This is a genomic window from Roseobacter denitrificans OCh 114 (assembly GCF_000014045.1).
In the GTDB taxonomy this organism is placed as follows: domain Bacteria; phylum Pseudomonadota; class Alphaproteobacteria; order Rhodobacterales; family Rhodobacteraceae; genus Roseobacter; species Roseobacter denitrificans.
Genome location: NC_008209.1, coordinates 764,557 through 782,727, shown reverse-complemented (window position 1 = coordinate 782,727; position 18,171 = coordinate 764,557). Strand labels below are relative to the sequence as shown.

Sequence of the window (18,171 nt, the reverse complement as noted above, 5' to 3'; positions counted from 1 at the left end):
GTGGTCAAATGCCACTTGTTCCGCAGTTCACCGAGCTCTTTTGTGTGCGTTGGGTTATTGCGCGCTTCTCAACTACTGACTGCAATCGCGGGAACGCTCTCCAGGTCATCTCTAAGATCAAATTCCGGAGCCAACACTGCGAGGCCACCCAATTTCAACACACGATGTGAGATCTCTAAGCTTTCGGGCGCAATCAATAGCTCAACAGGATTCTGGAGCGACCACAGAATTCGATCGGTCGTCAGCTCTTCTTTTTTTGTGATCCAACGCGTGGAAACGACACGGCCACTCTGATCCGTGTAGTCGACTTTTGCTCCAATCGTGATTGCCTTGCGGCCGACCTCGCCCATCACTGGTACTCCCTCAAATTGCCACCCATCAAGTAAGTCGTTATTGGTGAGAACCAGCGGTTGAATATGATGGACTTCCTCCGCTAACTGTTTTCCTGCAACTGAGACCAACCAGTTTTTGTTGGACTTTATGAACTCTGCAGCGGCAGTCGCTTGGCGGCAGCCCCATTCGATTGTTTGGCGGCTGCGCCAATGATCGTAGCAAGTTATATTGGAGCCGATCAGTGCCTTTACTTCAACTACAAGAAGTAGGTCATTCTTCTTTAGTAGGAGGTCGACCTCTGTCGCAGTCTGACCTCCCAAGCGCAGTCGCTTGTTCCGACCAATCAACTGCCAATCTGAGTCTTCGAACGTTTTTGCTAAGAACTCCTCCCAAACATGGCCATAGGCATCCCCAACTTTTCCGCCCGAAAGCAATGCCTCTCTAACCTTGAGATTCCATAATCCTGGATCGCCATTGAGTAGCCAAAGTGTGTCATCTTCTCGGACGCTCAGGAATGGCCGACGTACAAGGTCGTGGTGGCTCTTTGTAGGAAGAGTGCTTGAGAGCGCTTTGATAGTTTCAGCTACCTGTTTTCCACCAGCACTCGAAACAGCCGACTCAATCAGACTTGAGGGAATTGGAACGGATGATCGTCGACGGAAAGATCTGGGAAAGGCCTTCTGTACGGCATCAGCCGCCATGCTAAACCAAGTCAGACACATCGAAGTAAGATAGTATGTTGCATGATCCTGCTTTCCGGCGCGTGCCGATGCAACCACCAGAAGATCATCTTCTTCTTCCACTTGAGCAAGTCTGGAAGAGCTTTGACGTAGCAGGGATTCCATGTCGATCTGGCTAGGATTTTCGTTCACAAAACCAGCGTAGAATTCTAAGGCTTCTGTTAGTACCGAGGTTTCGGAGGCCTTCAACATTTCACGCACATACCGCTCATTGCGCGGTAGATACATAACGCCAATGAGATTGCGTCGAATAGCGAGGTTCAGCATCAAGCTTCGCTTTTTATCGGCGTATTCTAGGTGTGCATCTATTGGTGAGCCGGTCTGAAGTTTCGAAACTACAAGATCACCATATGAAACAGAGTCCATAATCCAATCCAAGCTATTCACTTCAGAGGCGAGTTGAACAGCCTTGTAGAACCGTCGTATTGAGGACAAGCGCGTACTCGGTGAGAGATTCCGGGCGCTAGGGTCGACGACTTTTCTGGAAGCGTCGTTGAGTGCTCTGAGTGCCGCGAAAAGTACGTCATTTGCGATACCGTTCCGGTCGTGAATGCTCTTCTCGTAATCCGCTACGGTTTGGTTTTCTTTGGGAGCACTGATAGTGAGCTTAGAGAAAAAGCGGTCTAGTGCTTTGTCGAATATTTGCAGAAGTTCTTCGATCGAGACCTTCGGAAAGTTGTTGAAACAGCTTTTGAGCCGCGCCTCTGAGTATTCCTTAGATTTTTGCCATGGTCCAATGAATGACAAATAGTTGGAGTACTCTTCGAGTTCTCCCGGGCTGAGAACTGTGGAAGCCACCGTCCTTACAATTTCGACTACAAGTTCATGTTCTACTGCGTAGTTTTTAACAAGCAGTTTTTGTTCGCGAATTGCCTTAAGGAGGCTAAGTGTCGGTTGCGTTGCCAACGTGCGTTGGAAGCGTTGACTGTCACCCTCAGCAAGTGCTGAGCGCAGTTGTTTGACTGTCTTGTAAGTCTGCTTTCGCTCAGCATCCATGGAAGTTCGTAGCCTTTATTGCTATCCTACCTGTACCTCTCGAAATTGTGGCGGATCGGCTGGTTTCTAAGCTGTTTTTAGAAGCAGGAGTTCTGATGAGGCTTGTAAAAAGAGTCTGATGACTTTGGATATGTCTTTTTTGCTGGTTTGCCGGCCTAGACCTAGTCGGAAAGCATTTCGCGCCCTTGGAGTGTCGCCGAACATGGCGAGCAGAACGTGAGAGGTTTCGACATGTTCTGTGGCGCAGGCGCTCGATGCAGAAAAGCAGACGTCGTTTCTTAGCTTTTGCATCAGCGCTTGTGGGACAACTCCGTCGATCGTGAGGGACATCGTGTTTGGCAACCTCGCTGCAGTGTTTCCATTGACCTGCGCCGCTAAGGTCTCTTTGAGTTCGATTTCAAGCTGATCTCGCAGGGCCCCAATCCGATCCCGGTCATGGTCTATGTTTTTTGAGATGAGCTCAAATGCATGTCCAAGGCCGGCAATGCCAGGCGTGTTCAGGGTCCCTGCCCTCAAACCCTTCTCCTGCCCGCCACCAAACATCACTGGGGCTAGGTTGACCCGCGGTTTTCGGATCGACCGGTAAAGGGCCCCAACCCCTTTCGGGCCATAGGCCTTGTGGCCAGAGAAACTCGCCAGATGGATGGGCGCGTTCTTGAGATCAAGTGGCACAAAAGCCGAAGCTTGCGAGAAGTCCGTGTGAAATAGCGCCCCAGCCTCTTCGGCAAGCTGGCCTGCTTCCAAGATGGGTTGCAAAACGCCCGTCTCATTGTTGGCAGCCATGATGGACAAGAATCCGGTCTCATCCGTCAAAGACAGGGCCAGCTCATCGAGGGAAATCTGGCCACCTTCATCTACCCCCAATCGCGTTACCCGTGCGCCTTGGGATTCGAGATGGTCGAAACAGGCCAGAACAGATGGGTGCTCGATCTTGCTGGTGATCAGATGTGTGCGCCCCGCCTCCTTGAGCCGAGGGAACGCTCCAAGGATCGCAAGATTGTTGGCTTCCGTGGACCCGGCTGTAAAGACGAGCTCGGTTTCCTTGCAATTGAGATGGCCCGCAATCTGCGCGCGCGCAGTATCGACAACCCGAGCAGCCCCTGAACCTTGGCTATGCTCAACACTTGATGGGTTCGCATATACGTCCCGACTGACACGTATGACCGTCTCCAAAACTTCCGGATCAATCGGAGTAGAAGCGTTGTGGTCAAGGTAAATCGGTGCCGACATCGCTTCACGCACTCCCCGCGATCAGTTCGGCCGCATCCGCCGGGGATTTAAGCCGGACCGAGAGTTGCCGCACACCACGATCAATGTGCAATCGCAAGCGCGCCAGCAAATCACTGTCGTCGGTTTCGATCTCCTCAGCTCCAAACTCGACATATTTCAGAAGGTCGATGAAGAGAGGCTGGAAGTCCCCAAAGAGCGTATAGGCATTGAATTCTTGACCCTCGCCAGCGTCATCGGCGGCGCCGGATATGGGCCCGGCTTCAAAGGATGACAACATGGCCATGCGGCAAACGAGGTTGGGTGTCAGCCCAGATCTTTGTGAAATGATCCGCACCTGGCCGGTCGCCGTCGATGAGATCCGAAACTTATTAATGTGCATCGGTTGTCTCCAGAACCTGTGCTTCCGCTTCGGTACTCAACACCGTGATCTTCGTGCGTTGTCCACCACCCACAGTTCCAATCTCAAAACGTCGGCTCACATAAGGTTTGATGATTTTCGACAAATCCGGGGTCAACTCGGTATCGGTGCACAGCATGACGACCTGCGCCGAGCTGCGCGGTACGTAATTTGCCATCAAGTTTGTCCGGTGTTTCCGGTCCAAACGCGACAACGGCGTGTCGATGATCATCGGTAATTCGCGCCCACTTGTTCGGCCGAGCGCCCAAAGCATTGAGATCGCAAAGAGTTGCCGCTCGCCAGCGGAGAGTTCGGATGGGGTAATCTCTCTGCCATCTCTGCCCATAAGTTTAAGCTGAAAACTGTTGGGGTCGACGATCACGTCATGCACCAGCGACTTCCGCGTGACGAGACCGCTGAAAGCCTCAATGAAATGCTTGGAAAGCGAGGCGAGGCGCAGCTGAACAATCCGCTCCTCATACTCATTGAGCGCGGCCTGCGCTCGCGTCGCCAGGTCACGTTTCTCTTCGGCCTTTGCAAGCGCGAAGACGGCGTCCTGGGACTTGCGCAACTCGCGCTCTAGGCGTTCGATCAGTGCACGAGCCTGTGTCGCCTCACCTTGCTTGCGATTAAGCTCAGTTTCGATGGCGCCGAGTTCGAACTCTGCTTTCTTCAACTCCTCAAATGCACCGGAGGCAGCACCGGGGCGGAAGTTCTTCAACTGATCCTTCAAGGTCGTACGTTGCTTTTGCAGCTCGGCCAGTTGCGCAGCCAATGTGGCGACCTTTACCCGTTCGTCCGCAATCTGAGAAAGTTTCGCCAAAACCCAGTCTGGTTCCGTGCTCAGAGCCATTCTGGGCCCGGTGCTTTGGCGGTTCCGGGCGAAGTCTTTGAGCTGCGCAAAATGCGCCTTCGTCCAGGTCTCGTCGCTTTTGCCTACGGCCGCCTGAAAACTCGAGACAAAGGCTTCGATTGCTGTCGCGCTTTGCTGTCCGCGCGCTTTCTCCAGGTCTGCTGAAAATCGTTCAAGAAGATTTGGAGCCAGGGCAAATGGCGCGACGCCGTTTACACGCGTCTTTAACGCGTTGGTTTGTTTGGTCAGTTCGGCTTCGACCCGCTTTAGCTCCTCTGACAGGGTGTCACGGCTGAGCGCGATGCTGCCCCCCTCTTGTTCAAAGACTTTTTGTGAAACCTCGCTTCGGCGCGCAAGCTGGGTGCGCTTTGCTGATAGCGATCCAATCTCCTCTTCAGCCAAGACCAGATCAGACTTTGCGACCTCTAGGTCGCGCCGGAGACCTTCTAGGCCGGTGTCACCATCCCGGTCCATGCTGCGTGATTTGTAGAGGGCGAGATCGCCCCGAAGCTGATCGAGAATATCGATTCCTAGCAAGGATTTGATTGCATCTGTCAGCCCAGTGCTTTCCTGATCGTCAGCAATATCTTGGATCTTCTCTCCATCGAAAAAGAAAAGCTGCGACACCCCAGCTGGAATGATGTCTTCAAGATAGTGGTTCCAATCCTCGCTTGGGATATCCTCCACCGGAGCGCCATTGCGTTCAAACTCAAGGCTTTCAATGACGCTGGCACCGCGGGCCGCCCAAGATCGACGCACGGTGTAGAGGTCCTCGTTACCAAGGTGTTGGCTCGTGAAGGCCAGTTCGACAGAGGCGATGCGGTCCTTGGCGAAGTTGTTGATCCGTTTAAGGAGATGCCGCTCATACTCGGCCTGCCCAACACGCGCGCCGAGGGCGCGTTTGCCGTAGAGCGCCAAACGTACAGATTCCAGGAACGTTGTCTTCCCGGCACCATTATGGCCAACAACCAAAACCACAGGTTTTTGCCCGTCTGGCTCGGGTGCAAGATCAAAGCGGTGTTCACCGCCATAAAGACCAAAATTAGTGAGACAAAGAGACTGTAAAATCATGACTCAGTCTCAAACAGAGGGTCAGACGAAGATGCCTTGCGCTCTTTCAATCGCGCTTTGCGCTCGTTCAGGACTGTTCCTTCGTCTCGCCACTCTTGCTCAAGGATCGAAGCGATCTTTCGGTGAATAAGGGTCCTCCGCTTCAGACCCCGCACAGAACGCTCTGCTTCCAGGAGCTGGGCCAAGAGACGTGACGGCAAGTCATGCGCGGCGCAGACATCCGCCAAGACCTTGGCGTCATCGGCTTGGAATTCAAATCCGTCGGTCGCATCGGCTGGGAGTTCCTTGCCCGTCACAGCTTTGAGGGTCTCTGAAACAGCGTCGCCCCAGTCACCCTGTTCGCTCCGCCAGATCCGACGGATTTCCCGGAGTTCTTCGACCTGAATAAGGTCGGTCTTCTCGCCGGGTGGCGCATTGGCATTTACCCGCTCTTGCGCCTCCAGAAGTTTTCTCAAGAGCTCTTTGCGGTATTCGAAAAGATAGGGCCCCGGAATGGATGTCTCTGCATCGCCCACAAAGGTCACAGAGCCGTCCCGTCTGCGAAAATCTCGAAACTCTCGTTTCCGCTCGGGGTTTTGTGTTTCAGCCAGCTCGTCACGGAGATCAAGCAAAGGCTCAAGCCATTCCTCGCCATTCTCAACAAGCGCTTCCATGGCCTTGTCCTTTGTCACAACCGTGCACACCCAGCAGCCAAAGCGGGAATTCCCGCAGCTTTCAGTTTGCTTATCGACTACAAGTGGGCACTCGCCAGCTTGCGCGTTTCGATACATCGCAAGCAAATCGCGGTTGTCCGATCCCCAAGGTGACTGATTTTGCAGCAAGAAAGCCCAAACATCATCCACACTGAAGGTCTCGATCGGCGTGAAGACGAAAGCGCCGGGTAAGGTCGAATGGCGAGACAAAGCCGTACCATCGATCTTGTGCAGCGACATCACCTGCGCGCGTGTCGCGCTTTCCGAGGACCGTACGCCCAGAACCATGACCACCTCGCCATATTCGGCAACGCGGTTCTTGATGAAGGCATTGGCCGGATCGATCTTCAGCCGCTCCGTGCACCAGCGAAAGCGCTTTGACGGTGCAGGATATCCGCGGCCAATCAGGTTCACCCAGAAGCTATCTGAAATCTCCGGAACCACCTTTTGTGCGGTGATGGGCATGTTCTGGTCTGCCGCTGCCGCGTTGATGGCTGCCAAGGTATCGTCGATGTAGTTTACGATCACGGGCGTTTCGACAAGCGTGTCGGAACTGAGGACGAAGATTGGCTTGCGTCTCGCGTCTTCCGGAAGCGCACGAATGGCACTCCAGATTAGCTGCAAGGCACAGGTTGAATCCTTTCCGCCGCTATACCCGATCACCCATGGCCGGTCGTCTGCCGCGTAAACCGCGCGGATATTTTCCTGCAGAGCGACAAGATCGAGCCCTGCCCGCTTTGTTTGGTCGGTTTCATTCTTTGATGTCATGCGACGACTTTCTCCTCAGCCAATGACGCCAGGTAGTCGTCTTCATTCGCTTGTTCTTTTTCATTGAGCGGCAAGCCTACAGCCGCAACTAGGACGTTGGCCGCCAGATGTACAGATTTCACACTGCCATCCATTCCGCGCGCGCCCATGACGCGAGGACGCCAGAGCTGGGCATTGCGCTTGCTCCAATTGATCTCCGCGAGCGGAGCCAGGGTTTCGGCCCATCCATCCGGCTTTGCTGTAATCAGTCTTGCCCCTAAGACTCCAAAAGCCTGCAGCATCACGCCATGCGCATGAACCGTTTCTTTTCGCAGGTCGCCTGCTGTCGTCGCGCCACGCATCAGTTTCTGCCAGTCTGGGATGACCTCAGAAACCTGACGCCAATATGCGATCACGGTGCTTTCAGTGTTTTCACCGAACCGATCCGCATCTTGCCCAGCGAGCCACTTGTTGGCTTGATTCAGGCTGGACAAGGTAAAGAGGTTTTTGGCCCGGTTCGAAAGAGATGTTTTTTCGAGCTCGGTGAATTCTTGGAAAAACGGAATGTCCTCTAACACGCGCGTGCTCAGACGTGCCAAAGGATTTCTGCGGTCATAGAGGACGTTCAACGACCCGGATGGGCGTACGGCATTCTTGTTGAGGTCTGCGAACATTTGCTGGCAGCGCTCCAGCCCCTCATCGAGGAAAAGCACAACCGAGATGGTTTCGTTTTCGAGCTTGGGTCGCGTCTTGAGGGCTTCTTCGATTGCGGCGCGACGATGCTGACCGTCGTTTAGGATGATGCGGGCTGTCATCGAAAGCCGTAGCTCGCCTACATTACGGAACTGAAGACCGTCGCTGGCTGGGGAAAACTCAAGATCACCATCCACAGATGCGCAGAGAGATGAGAGCGTATATTCTTCGAAGTTTTCCGAGAGGTAGGATGCGATTTGCGGAACGCGGACATTTGACAATACGCGTTGAGCGCGCAGGTCTGCTGGCAATTCCTGACTGTCGAATTCGAAAATCTTTGGAACCATCTTAAGAGGGACCATGATCACATAATACTCGGTTCCAGCCTGGACGCCGCGTATGGCTGCAAAATTATAGAAGTTACCGCTCATAAAACCCCTGCCATTGAGCGGGAAGTCTATGGAAGTCTAGATGGAAGTCAACGCCTGCGGCGCGATTTGAGCGGCTTTGTACTGTCGAATTGCTCTCCACAAGAATCTAACAGAATTCGACACTGAGAACGAGCACCTTCGATACATCCATCAGTGACTTCTCTTCGGTCCATCCACGCCGTTGTGCTGATCATGCTCTTGGCAGCGTTAGCAAGGGGGATGACGATTGGCACTGTCCGGCTCGCGGATGCCATGCAGTCACGCCGAACATAGTCGCTTGAACACCGATCGACGGCTCAATGCCATGATCCGTCTAATCTAGGAGAGGGATTTTACCGTTACGAATCAGACGCTTGACTGATTCGCTTGGTCGTGCTGAGATGTGCTTGGAGGACGTTCTTCTCCAAAAGTGATCGATAACGGTAGTCTACCGGGGGGCTTCATAAGTGCCATTGCACCCAACAGATTCTCTTCGCCACGAAGCCATAAAGAGAGGGCTTCGAGAACTAGGGATCTCTTTCGGCGCTTTAGCTCGGGAGCTTGATGTGAGCAAAACCTCAGTCGTCACAGTGTCGCAAGGCCATAGACGTTCCCACCGTATCCAGGAGGCGATAGCGAACAAGCTAGGCACTCGCCCTGAAGATCTATTTCCCGACCGATACCAGAGGAGTGCATAAATGACTTAACAACCACTCAAAGCAGAAAGACCCAGCGTTGGAGCGCCGGGCCTTCCCAAAAAGCGGGCCATAAAACCCTTAGATCACCATCTTGATCCCGCTTTCAGCAACAAAAGTCAAGCATCCTGCAAGCTTCGTAGCTGGTGGGGTGCTTCACTGCACCATTGCAAGCGGAGAAAGCATGCGCATTAGTCAAACGACGTTGTCAGTCTGCACGACACAGGGTTTGGAACTACCAAGCCCACCACGTGGATGCCGCCCAATAACGCTACGCTCCTATACGAGCGTTCGCGGTCATCTCGTAGCCACCCTAAAGGGAGCCACAAGGCTCATCGGATTTGAAAGTCGATTGGAGTGGGATGCTGCCTTGCTGTTTCTCGCCCACCCTAAAGTCGTCGACCTCGTAGAGCAGCCGTTCAGGGTCGGCTACGAGAATCGGCAAGGCAAACCCCGGCATCATGTATTCGACTACTTGGTAGAGACTTCCGACGGCACCCGCATCGCAGTCGCGGTAAAACCGGCAGAGCGCGCCCGAAAAATCGGCCTAGTTGAAGACCTGAGTATCATTGCCAAGCAAGTTCCCGACGAACTCGCAGATCAAGTCAGCCTCTTTACCGACGAGCATTACGAGCCGTGGCAGGCATGGAACGCACATCATCTTCACGCGTGCCGCAAGACAGCCGACCCGCACGCCGATTGCATATTAGCCCGTACAGTCGAACAACTTCACGGGGCAGTATCGCTTGGCGACTTGGTGGTAATGACCGGTTTGGGCGGGCGTGGCTACAAGGCTGCAATACGTGGAATATTTTCAGGCGTGCTCGCCCAAATGACTGCTGGTCGCATTGGACCAAAATCCACAGTCATGCGTGGAGGTGCTTAATGCAAAAGCCGCGCTTCACCCGTTTCGATCTGATCGCGATCGACGATCAAGAGTACCGGTTTCATTCGCAAAACCACGACTCTGTACTGTTCGAAAGGCTTGATGTTTCAGGAGCTATCGAGAGCTTTAGCTACGACCAGATTCTGACGCTAAAGTCCAGTCGCTCTTGGAGCTACCAAAGAGACTACTTTCGCAATCCAAACACCTCCTCTGAAGCAGGTAGAACCCTGTCGCGGCTTGCATCCCTCAAAACGAGCGTATTAGCCAAGGTCACCTTTCGCGAAAATTACTGCCAGGTCGTCCGAGAATTACACTCTGCGGGAGTGCTGAAACTCCGCGAAGATAGCCTCGAGCCAAACCGACCCATGATCCAGATCGAAGTGAATGAGCGCGAAACCGCACGACAGACTATAGGTAAAAAACTTCGAGGAGGGGACGAGCTCCCAAACCGAAAGCTACCATGCAGTCGGACAATACTGGAGCACTATCGAGAGTGGCGCGATGCCGGGTATTCCATCGAAGCGCTAATCCCAAAAACTTCAACCGGCAAGGTAGATCGGAAGTACATCGACATCGAAAAGGAGGAGTTCCTTCGAAAGTGCGTGGCACATCATGCATCCGCAGGCAAACGCCTGCCGATGGCGCGTACGATAGAGCATACATTCGAAAAATTTGACGAAGAAAATGAGCGTAGAGAAAGCCTCGGCCTTCGACCGTTGGGAACCGTCAGCAGAAGCACAATCGTCAGACGGATTCAAGCCATGGATCCGTTTTATGTGACATTCCAGAGAGAGGGCGCAGAGGCGGCCAGACGACAATTCTCTAGTTCGAGTGGCGGCCTGCAAACGCTAGCGCCGATGGAACGCATTGAAATCGACGATTGGTACTGCGACGTGCGAAGCTTGCTGGCCGATCTGTCGATGACCACGGCAATACCCGCAAACCTCCTGGAACAAATTCCCAAAGGTAATCGATGGGTTTGCTGTGCTATAGACACCGCAACTAGATGTATTCTCGGTCTACGTATTGCAAAGGCACCATCCGCTGCTGAAGCACTCCGATTGCTATCGATGGTGGTCTCTGACAAATCGGACATTGCCCGGCAGCTCGGTTGCGAAAAGAACTGGCCGCAACATGGCGGAATCTGCGATATCGCAACGGATTCTCATAGCGGCTTTCAGTCAGACGTCTTTCGTGCCGCCATCTCCACTCTACATGGAACAAAACTTACGCTTCCATTGGGTAAGTCCGAACTTCGTAGTTCAATTGAGCGCGTCTTCGGCTCGATGGTAACGGGTGTTATTCCTTTCCTACCTGGGCGAACAGGATCAAACCCGCAGGACCGTGGAGATTATGACAGCGACAAACATGCCGTCCTCGACGACAATGATCTTCTTTACATCCTCATCCACTGGGTCGTCGATCACTATCACTATGCGCCACATAGAGGCTTGGGCGGTGATTGCCCGGCAGGCCGCTGGGAAAAACTCACCAAAGAACGATTTGTGCCAGAATGCCCAGATGCCTTTGAAAAGAGAACGGCACTTGGAGTCCCACTTGAAAGGACTTTGCAGAAGCGTGGCCTAGAAATCTGCGGCAACTTTTATCGATCAGATGAGACAGTCTGTCATTTCAAGGAAACACTCAGCCCAACGTTGAATATCCGATTGGATCCTGACGACATTGGGGCCGTATCAGTCGAAATTAACAATAGGTGGTTTGAGGCTCGTTGCGAGCACGGTGATCTTGATGGTGTGTCGCTTGAAGAGTGGAAAGCCGAACATGAGCTCATTCTTCAGCGCTACAAGGACGTTGAGCTTCTGAATCGCAAGACCCGCCGAAGCGCAATTGCGGCAATCAAAGCCCGGTGCGATCAAGCTATCGCGAAGCGGCTAATTCCAGGTTCCACCACAGACAATACTGCCGGGATCGACGCCGTTCAGAACCAATTATTTCACGGCAGGTCTTATGAACCATTGCCTGAAACGGTCAGCTTCAACGGTGCTGGTGGTCCCTTTGGAACGCCCATTTCTCCTGATCCAAGCACTGTCCCCGCCGCCGAACAGACTACAGAACTAACGATCGAAGATGAGTCGAAAACTTCGGAGGATGACGCAATCGATTGGCCGGATGGACCATCAAGCAGTGGCTGGAACCTTGAGGATGAATAGTACTGAAAATCCCGCTGTAGATTTTGCCGCAGTCTCAAGAATCATCTCAGATCTGGAGGCTAGGTTTGTCTCTCATGACCGTTTTCACGATCTTCGAATGCAATTCGACAGACTATTGTACCGCAGGCGCGCTGACATCGAGGCAGGCTATCAATCCGACAGCTATGGCATTGTCGTTACGGGCAACGCTGGGTCTGGAAAGTCCACTGCCTTTTTGAGGCTATTCGGCCACCATCCGGATCTTATGCAGCTTCAGGAACGGGTGGTCGAGGCACATGTGGTGAGCTTGCAAGTACCATCGCCGGCGACTTTGAAATCGGTCGGCATGAGTTGCCTGCATGCTCTTGGATACCCATTATCGCGAGATCGGACTGCGATGATAGTTTGGCAGTTGGTGCAACACCATCTTCAAGCGCGACGCGTGTTGTTTATCCATCTTGATGAGGCCCAGGACCTCTTTGTCCGTAGGGGTGGGAATGAAATGCAGGCCGTGATCAACACTCTGAAATCGGTCATGCAGAACAGCTCATGGCCAGTTGGTGTGATCCTGAGTGGAACCGAAGAGCTGAAAGAATTGGTGAACGTTGATAAACAGCTCTCACGCCGACTGTATCCAATCGAGTTCCAACAGATTTCATGGACGAGTCATGGGCGAGATGTCCGCGATATCTTGAAGGGCTATTCGGCTGCAGCAGGTCTGCAACCCGCAGGACAAATTTGCGAACCAACTTTTGTTCGACGCTTGATTCATTCAGCCTCGCACGAGTTGGGACTTGTGATCAAACTGATCATTGGGGCGATTGAAGAAGCTCTGTTTCGTGGCGGCAAGGATCTGGACTGGCTGGATTTTCGTTTGGCGTTCCAGAGGAAGTCCGGCTGCGTCGACGGCCTCAATCCGTTTGTGACAGACAACTGGAAAGCAATTGACCCGTTGGTGCTCCTTCCAACAGAAAAACTAGCCGGTCCAGCTTGATGCGTCTCGCTCTTACTTTACCAATTTCAAGAGCTGAAACCCCGACGTCGTGGTTGTCACGGTTGGCCCATCTGAACGGTTCGTTGCACGCCAATAACTTCCTGAAGGATTTAGGCTTCCGTTGGAGACCAATGACAAGAGGCAACTACGATCAGATCTCCGAGCTCGCATACTTGACCGATCAAGACAGCGACGAGCTTCTGCGTTTCGCTTTACGGAGAGGGTACGGCAAAACCCGGATAATAGGCTCCGAGCCAATCTTATCACGGTTGTTGTCCTTCGAAATCATGAAGGTTTGCCCCGTGTGTATTCTGAATTTTCATTCTAGCGATGGGTACATGCTTCAAGGCCCGCCCATCTACTGGCAACTTGCCCCGATTAAAACATGTGAAATCCATAACTGCGCTCTGGTGACGATACCAGCGCCAGTCAAATCCCGATGCAAGTTCGATGTTGCAGGACGCGTTCGAGATCACCGATGCAGTCTAGCGGTCGACGCCTCGCCTACCAAACGAAAAGCTAGCGAATATGAACACTACATCATCAGTCGCCTTTGTGGAGATCAGCGCAATGCCCCTACCTGGCTTGATGACTTGGATCTAGCAGTCATAGCGAAGACCTGCGAGCACCTCGGACCAATAGCATTTGGCGGCAGCGGGCCGAGCGAAATGCAATGTGCCGAACCTGCAAACCTTCAATGGCGACATGAGGCGCGGTTGTTCTTAGCAATCCGAGACAACCCGCGTTCTTTAAAGAGTGTGTTGCACGACATCCGGCAAAGACCGAAGCGTGGAGGGGAGGGATTCCGAAGAGAGTTTGGACGGTTTGCAGTTTGGGTTGGTACTCTGGTTGATAGGCAAGGCGTAACCTCGCTGCTGAAATGCGTTAGGGATTTTATCGAGGAGGCCTATCCGGTCGCGACCGGTCAAGTTGTGCTCGGGCGACGTTGCAAACAACGCAAGCTTCATTCCGTAATGTCTGTGTCTCACCAGTACGGCATTGATCACATTCGCGTTCGCCGGCTCTTCAACACCATCAGAGAACAGAATGGTCTGCAACGCCTACCACCACCGGATCAAAACAATTGCGTGTCCGCGAAACTCTACGGTCCCTGGTTGGCAAGGTACGCAGAATCATGGAATGAGAAGCAGGCTGGGGCAGTCCTTGGCATGAAGTGGTATAGGCTTGATGAACTCGTTGAAGCTGACCTTCTCCAAGTGTTTTTCGAGCTTCCGGGCATGGCGCGAAGGTTTGAACGCGGAGCTGTGGTACAACTGACTGAACGTGTCTTTGAAAATTCCGTCCGCGTTGATCATCCTTCGAAAGAGCAGTTCTTGATTTCTGAGCTTCCCAATCGATGCGCTTGTACTACTGTCGACATCATACTTGCAGCATTGGACCGCAAGTTGCCATTTGTCGGTCGCCATCCCAAGAAACCAGGATTGTCTGCTCTGATTGCTCGCCAGCGAGACGTCCTGGACGCTCTTGAGGGCCCACCATTGGAAGGCTTAACTCAAGCAGAAGCTTTCAAAAGATGGCGTATCAATACCAGTACGATGGCCTGTCTCGTGCGAGAGGGCATTATTGAAGTCACACATGTGAAACACCCTCGTAATAGAAGGCCAATGAAGATCGTTTCCTTTGAGGAGGTCGACCGTTTTGAGTCAAGTTTTTTGACTCTGGGATGCATCGCTGCGCAAACTGGAACGCACCCGTTGCGTGTTTTGCACGATCTTAGAAGATACAAGGTTCAGCCCATCAGTCTTCCGACGGGTGTAAGCTGCATCTACGTCCGCTCGGAAGCCGAGCATTATCTTGACGCGTACGCAAAACTGTGAGCTGACGGCAAGACCCGCAAAACTCTGACTACCAAGCGATCGTGATCGGTCATTGGACCCCACTGCAAGGACTTTGGCAGTATTACGTTTCTTAATTCATGTGTACTGGCTGGCTCAGCGTTGAGGAAAGTCCTATTGACGATTGTGGCGACACTAGTGACTCTTTTAGTAGCCAAAGCTATTTGGGAACAGTGGGTTAGGCTATCCATTGTGGAAAACCTGCATGACTCCCCACAGATTGATCGGAAACGAAAAACCACTGAGCAATGGCTTAGCGGTTTTCGCGTTTTTGATACATTTTTGATACGCCGGTCACAGTCTCGGTATCGTTTGTAGGATCAACGGACTGCACGATAGCAGTAATTGCCTTAGATACCTGCAATTCAAAGTATGACGGTCCGAATAAGCATTGCCACCGTCGCCAGCGCCACGACGCTGGCGATCCACAATCCAATAAACCAGACCCATTTGCGAAGCAGAGGACGTGTCATCAGTGATACCCCTCTGACGGGTCCATTTTGCCCCGAAACACCCAGTAGGCGTAAGCCGTGTAGGCGAGGATGATCGGGATCAAGATGACAGCACCGACCAATGCAAACGCAAGGCTGCTGTCAGGGGCTGCGGCCTGCCAGATCGTCAGAGATGGCGGCACCATCATTGGAAAGAAGCTGATCCCAATTCCGATGAAGCTGACAACAAAGAAGCCAAGCGCGGACAGGAATGGGCGCACATCATTTTGGTCGTTGAGGCCTGTAAAGAATGACCACGAGAGGGCAGCCATCAGCACAGGCACAATCATGGACCAGAGGCTTCCAGGAAGATTGAACCAGCGCTCGAAATACACTGGGTCCTGAAATGGCGTGAGGATGCTGACGACACCGATCACCCCGAGCGTTGCGGCTCCAAGCCACCAGGCATAACCGCGCATTTGAACCCGCAGATCGCCTTCGGTTTTCAGCACCAGCCAAGTTGCACCGAGCAGCGCGTAACCAACAACAACCGCAAGACCAGTGAGCACCGAAAACGGTGTAAGCCAGTCGAACCATCCCCCTGAATAGTTACGGCCCTCAATCTCAATGCCCTGCACCAATGCACCGAGGGCGATCCCTTGACAAAATGCGGCGACGAGTGATCCACCGAAGAAGGCCGCATCCCACAGCCCCTTCCTTTCAGTCCGCCAGCGGTATTCAAAAGACACACCTCGAAATACCAAAGCCAGCAGCATCAAAGTAATCGGCATGTAAAGCGCAGGCATGACGATGGCGTAGGCCAGAGGGAAGACCGCAAAGAGGCCACCGCCCCCCAGCACCAGCCAAGTTTCGTTGCCGTCCCAAACGGGGGCGACAGAATTCATCATCAGATCTCTGTCCCGTTCAGATTTTCCGAACGGGAACAGGATACCGATACCAAGATCGAAACCGTCAAGGACCACATAGGTCAAGACGGCGAAGGCAATCAGCCCAGCCCAGATGAATGCAAGATCAAAAACCATTGCGTATGCTCCTTATTCGCCGGGGATAAAGTCGGGGTCGACTTGTGGGGCCGGGGTGATCCCTGCAGTGCGGATCGGTCCATCGCGCAGGCCAAGTTTTGGCGTCGCGGGCGGCTTGTTCATCATCCGCAGGATGTAGACGGTGCCCGCGCCAAAGACGGCAAAATACACGATGATAAAGGCCACAAGCGATGTAGCGACTGCGGGCGCATCGACGGGCGCGAGGCTGTCTGAGGTCCGCAAGAAGCCGTAGACCGTATAGGGCTGACGCCCCACCTCCGTGGTGATCCACCCTGCAAGAACGGCCACAAATCCGGTTGGCCCCATGAGAATGCTGGCACGAAGTAACCAGGGTGCGTCAAACAGCGTGCCACGCCAGCGCGACCATGCCGACCAAACCCCAAGACCCAGCATCACGAACCCAAGCCCGACCATCACACGGAAAGACCAGAATACAATGCCCACGGGCGGCTGGTCTTCGTCGGGGACCGTGTCGAGCCCCATCACAGGCTTATCAAGCGGTTTTTCAAAGATGAGGTTGCCGAGACCGGGAATGCTAAGCGTGTAGTCAAGGCGTTGTTCCGCATCATTTGGAATGCCAAACAGGTAGAGCGGTGCCCAACCTTCGGGGTGGCTTTCGTAGTGGCCCTCCATCGCCATGATCTTGACCGGTTGAAGCTCAAGCGTATTGAGCCCGTGCTCATGGCCAGCAAAGATCTGGATCGGCGTAACAATGAAGGCCATCCACATCGCCATGGAGAACATGCGCCGCGCGTGCTGATCGGTCTTATCGCGGAGCAGATGCACGGCTCCGACAGCGCCGACAACAAGCGCAGTGGTCAGGAAGGCCGCAAGGACCATGTGGGCCAGGCGATAGGGGAAAGACGGGTTGAAAACGATCTGCCACCAGTCTTCCGGCACGAATTGACCGACCTCGTTGATCGAAAATCCTGCAGGCGTCTGCATCCAGCTGTTCACCGACAAGATCCAAGTCGCTGACATCAGCGTGCCAAAAGCCACCATGGCCGTGGCAAACATATGCAGTTTCTCGCCCACCCGTTCGCGCCCAAAGAGCATGATCCCGAGGAACCCTGCTTCAAGAAAGAAGGCGGACAGAACTTCATAAGCCATCAGTGGACCAACAACGGGTCCGGCCAAATCCGAGAACACCGACCAGTTGGTGCCAAACTGATACGACATCACGATGCCCGACACGACGCCCATGCCAAAAGCCACGGCGAAGATCTTTTTCCAGTAGTTGAAGAGCGTCAGATACGTCTCGTCCCGTGTCCGCATCCACAATGCTTTCAGCACAGCGAGGTAGCTGGCCAGACCGATCGAAAAGGCGGGGAAGATGATATGGAACGACACCGTAAACGCGAATTGGATACGTGCGAGCATCTCTGCGCTAAAGACGTCAAGCATGGTAAACTCTCAATCCTGCAAAGTGACGGACTATGGCAGTGCCCCGCCATAGCCCGTGTTTTTCATATTGTTCAGAACGACATGATCCGTGTGTTGGGTGCCAGCATCCGCGCGGCCATCTCGGGTGGCGCGGCGGCTGTTATCCCATCCAGCAACGCTGTCGGTTCAACGCCTTTGTTTGGCAGGTAGATCGCACATACTTCGACTGTGGCCCCACTTTGCATGATGTTTTGCATCAATCTCTGTGGGCTCATATCGCGCGGCGCTTGTGGTGCCGTGGCAGAGGCCGGTGCCTCCTTCAGCGCAAGGTCACCAGCTGGTCCGCAAAGTAAGATATGCGCGTTTGATCCCTGCTGCATGGACTGCATGGTGAGCACCATACTCATCAATTGCGTTTGAGGCTCCCCAGAAGCCAGTATCGTCACGAGGTTCGGGGTATCTTCGGCCTGCGCGACAGAGCTGAGGCCAAGTGCAGTTGTTAGTGCGAGTAGAAACGTCTTCATGGGTGTTCTCTCCGATATGTTGAGGG

At 53.5% G+C, this 18,171-nt stretch carries 14 protein-coding genes; 5 read left to right on the top strand and 9 right to left on the bottom strand.

Annotated features, from left to right (window positions below):
* Positions 1 to 68 precede the first annotated feature (68 nt).
* From RD1_RS03690 to dndB, 6 genes are all read right to left on the bottom strand, one after another.
* Positions 69 to 2,069 (bottom strand): hypothetical protein, encoded by a 2,001-nt coding sequence (locus tag RD1_RS03690; RefSeq protein ID WP_011567103.1) that lies wholly within the window; start codon positions 2,067 to 2,069, stop codon positions 69 to 71.
* Positions 2,070 to 2,135: 66 nt separating this feature from the next.
* On the bottom strand, positions 2,136 to 3,299 hold the full coding sequence (locus tag RD1_RS03685) for a cysteine desulfurase family protein (protein ID WP_011567102.1): 1,164 nt from the start codon (positions 3,297 to 3,299) through the stop codon (positions 2,136 to 2,138).
* Between the two features lie 4 nt (positions 3,300 to 3,303).
* Positions 3,304 to 3,678 carry a DNA sulfur modification protein DndE gene (gene dndE / locus RD1_RS03680; RefSeq protein WP_011567101.1) on the bottom strand — a complete coding sequence of 125 codons (375 nt, stop codon included), beginning with the start codon at positions 3,676 to 3,678 and terminating at the stop codon, positions 3,304 to 3,306.
* Positions 3,668 to 5,620: a DNA sulfur modification protein DndD gene (dndD, locus tag RD1_RS03675; RefSeq protein ID WP_011567100.1), complete on the bottom strand. Its 1,953-nt coding sequence runs from the start codon at positions 5,618 to 5,620 to the stop codon at positions 3,668 to 3,670. Before dndD ends, dndE begins: the two co-directional genes overlap by 11 nt.
* Positions 5,617 to 7,080, bottom strand: coding sequence for a DNA phosphorothioation system sulfurtransferase DndC (dndC, locus tag RD1_RS03670; protein WP_011567099.1), 1,464 nt, complete (start codon positions 7,078 to 7,080; stop codon positions 5,617 to 5,619). The genes dndD and dndC overlap by 4 nt, the downstream gene beginning before the upstream one ends.
* Positions 7,077 to 8,183 carry a DNA sulfur modification protein DndB gene (gene dndB, locus RD1_RS03665; RefSeq protein WP_011567098.1) on the bottom strand — a complete coding sequence of 369 codons (1,107 nt, stop codon included), beginning with the start codon at positions 8,181 to 8,183 and terminating at the stop codon, positions 7,077 to 7,079. The genes dndC and dndB overlap by 4 nt, the downstream gene beginning before the upstream one ends.
* Positions 8,184 to 8,629: 446 nt before the next feature.
* Between dndB and RD1_RS20635 the strand changes: the two genes are divergently transcribed.
* The 5 genes from RD1_RS20635 (at position 8,630) to RD1_RS03645 (ending at position 14,725) form a co-directional block, all read left to right on the top strand.
* On the top strand, positions 8,630 to 8,860 hold the full coding sequence (locus RD1_RS20635; protein ID WP_085978942.1) for a helix-turn-helix domain-containing protein: 231 nt from the start codon (positions 8,630 to 8,632) through the stop codon (positions 8,858 to 8,860).
* A 367-nt stretch (positions 8,861 to 9,227) separates the two neighbouring features.
* The gene (locus RD1_RS20915; protein ID WP_171959983.1) at positions 9,228 to 9,743 is read left to right on the top strand and encodes a TnsA endonuclease N-terminal domain-containing protein; all 516 of its coding nucleotides are present in this window, start codon (positions 9,228 to 9,230) and stop codon (positions 9,741 to 9,743) included.
* Positions 9,743 to 11,914 carry a Mu transposase C-terminal domain-containing protein gene (locus tag RD1_RS03655; RefSeq protein ID WP_011567097.1) on the top strand — a complete coding sequence of 724 codons (2,172 nt, stop codon included), beginning with the start codon at positions 9,743 to 9,745 and terminating at the stop codon, positions 11,912 to 11,914. Before RD1_RS20915 ends, RD1_RS03655 begins: the two co-directional genes overlap by 1 nt.
* Positions 11,907 to 12,887 carry an ATP-binding protein gene (locus RD1_RS03650; protein WP_011567096.1) on the top strand — a complete coding sequence of 327 codons (981 nt, stop codon included), beginning with the start codon at positions 11,907 to 11,909 and terminating at the stop codon, positions 12,885 to 12,887. The genes RD1_RS03655 and RD1_RS03650 overlap by 8 nt, the downstream gene beginning before the upstream one ends.
* A gap of 62 nt (positions 12,888 to 12,949) precedes the next feature.
* Positions 12,950 to 14,725: a TniQ family protein gene (locus tag RD1_RS03645; protein ID WP_245897185.1), complete on the top strand. Its 1,776-nt coding sequence runs from the start codon at positions 12,950 to 12,952 to the stop codon at positions 14,723 to 14,725.
* A 490-nt stretch (positions 14,726 to 15,215) separates the two neighbouring features.
* Here the strand turns inward: RD1_RS03645 and cydB are convergent, their stop codons facing one another.
* The 3 genes from cydB to RD1_RS03630 form a co-directional block, all read right to left on the bottom strand.
* The gene (gene cydB / locus RD1_RS03640) at positions 15,216 to 16,217 is read right to left on the bottom strand and encodes a cytochrome d ubiquinol oxidase subunit II (protein WP_011567094.1); all 1,002 of its coding nucleotides are present in this window, start codon (positions 16,215 to 16,217) and stop codon (positions 15,216 to 15,218) included.
* 12 nt (positions 16,218 to 16,229) lie between these two features.
* A complete protein-coding gene (locus tag RD1_RS03635; protein ID WP_011567093.1) occupies positions 16,230 to 17,642 on the bottom strand; it encodes a cytochrome ubiquinol oxidase subunit I in 1,413 nt (470 codons plus the stop codon).
* Between the two features lie 71 nt (positions 17,643 to 17,713).
* On the bottom strand, positions 17,714 to 18,145 hold the full coding sequence (locus RD1_RS03630; protein WP_011567092.1) for a hypothetical protein: 432 nt from the start codon (positions 18,143 to 18,145) through the stop codon (positions 17,714 to 17,716).
* Positions 18,146 to 18,171: the final 26 nt, after the last annotated feature.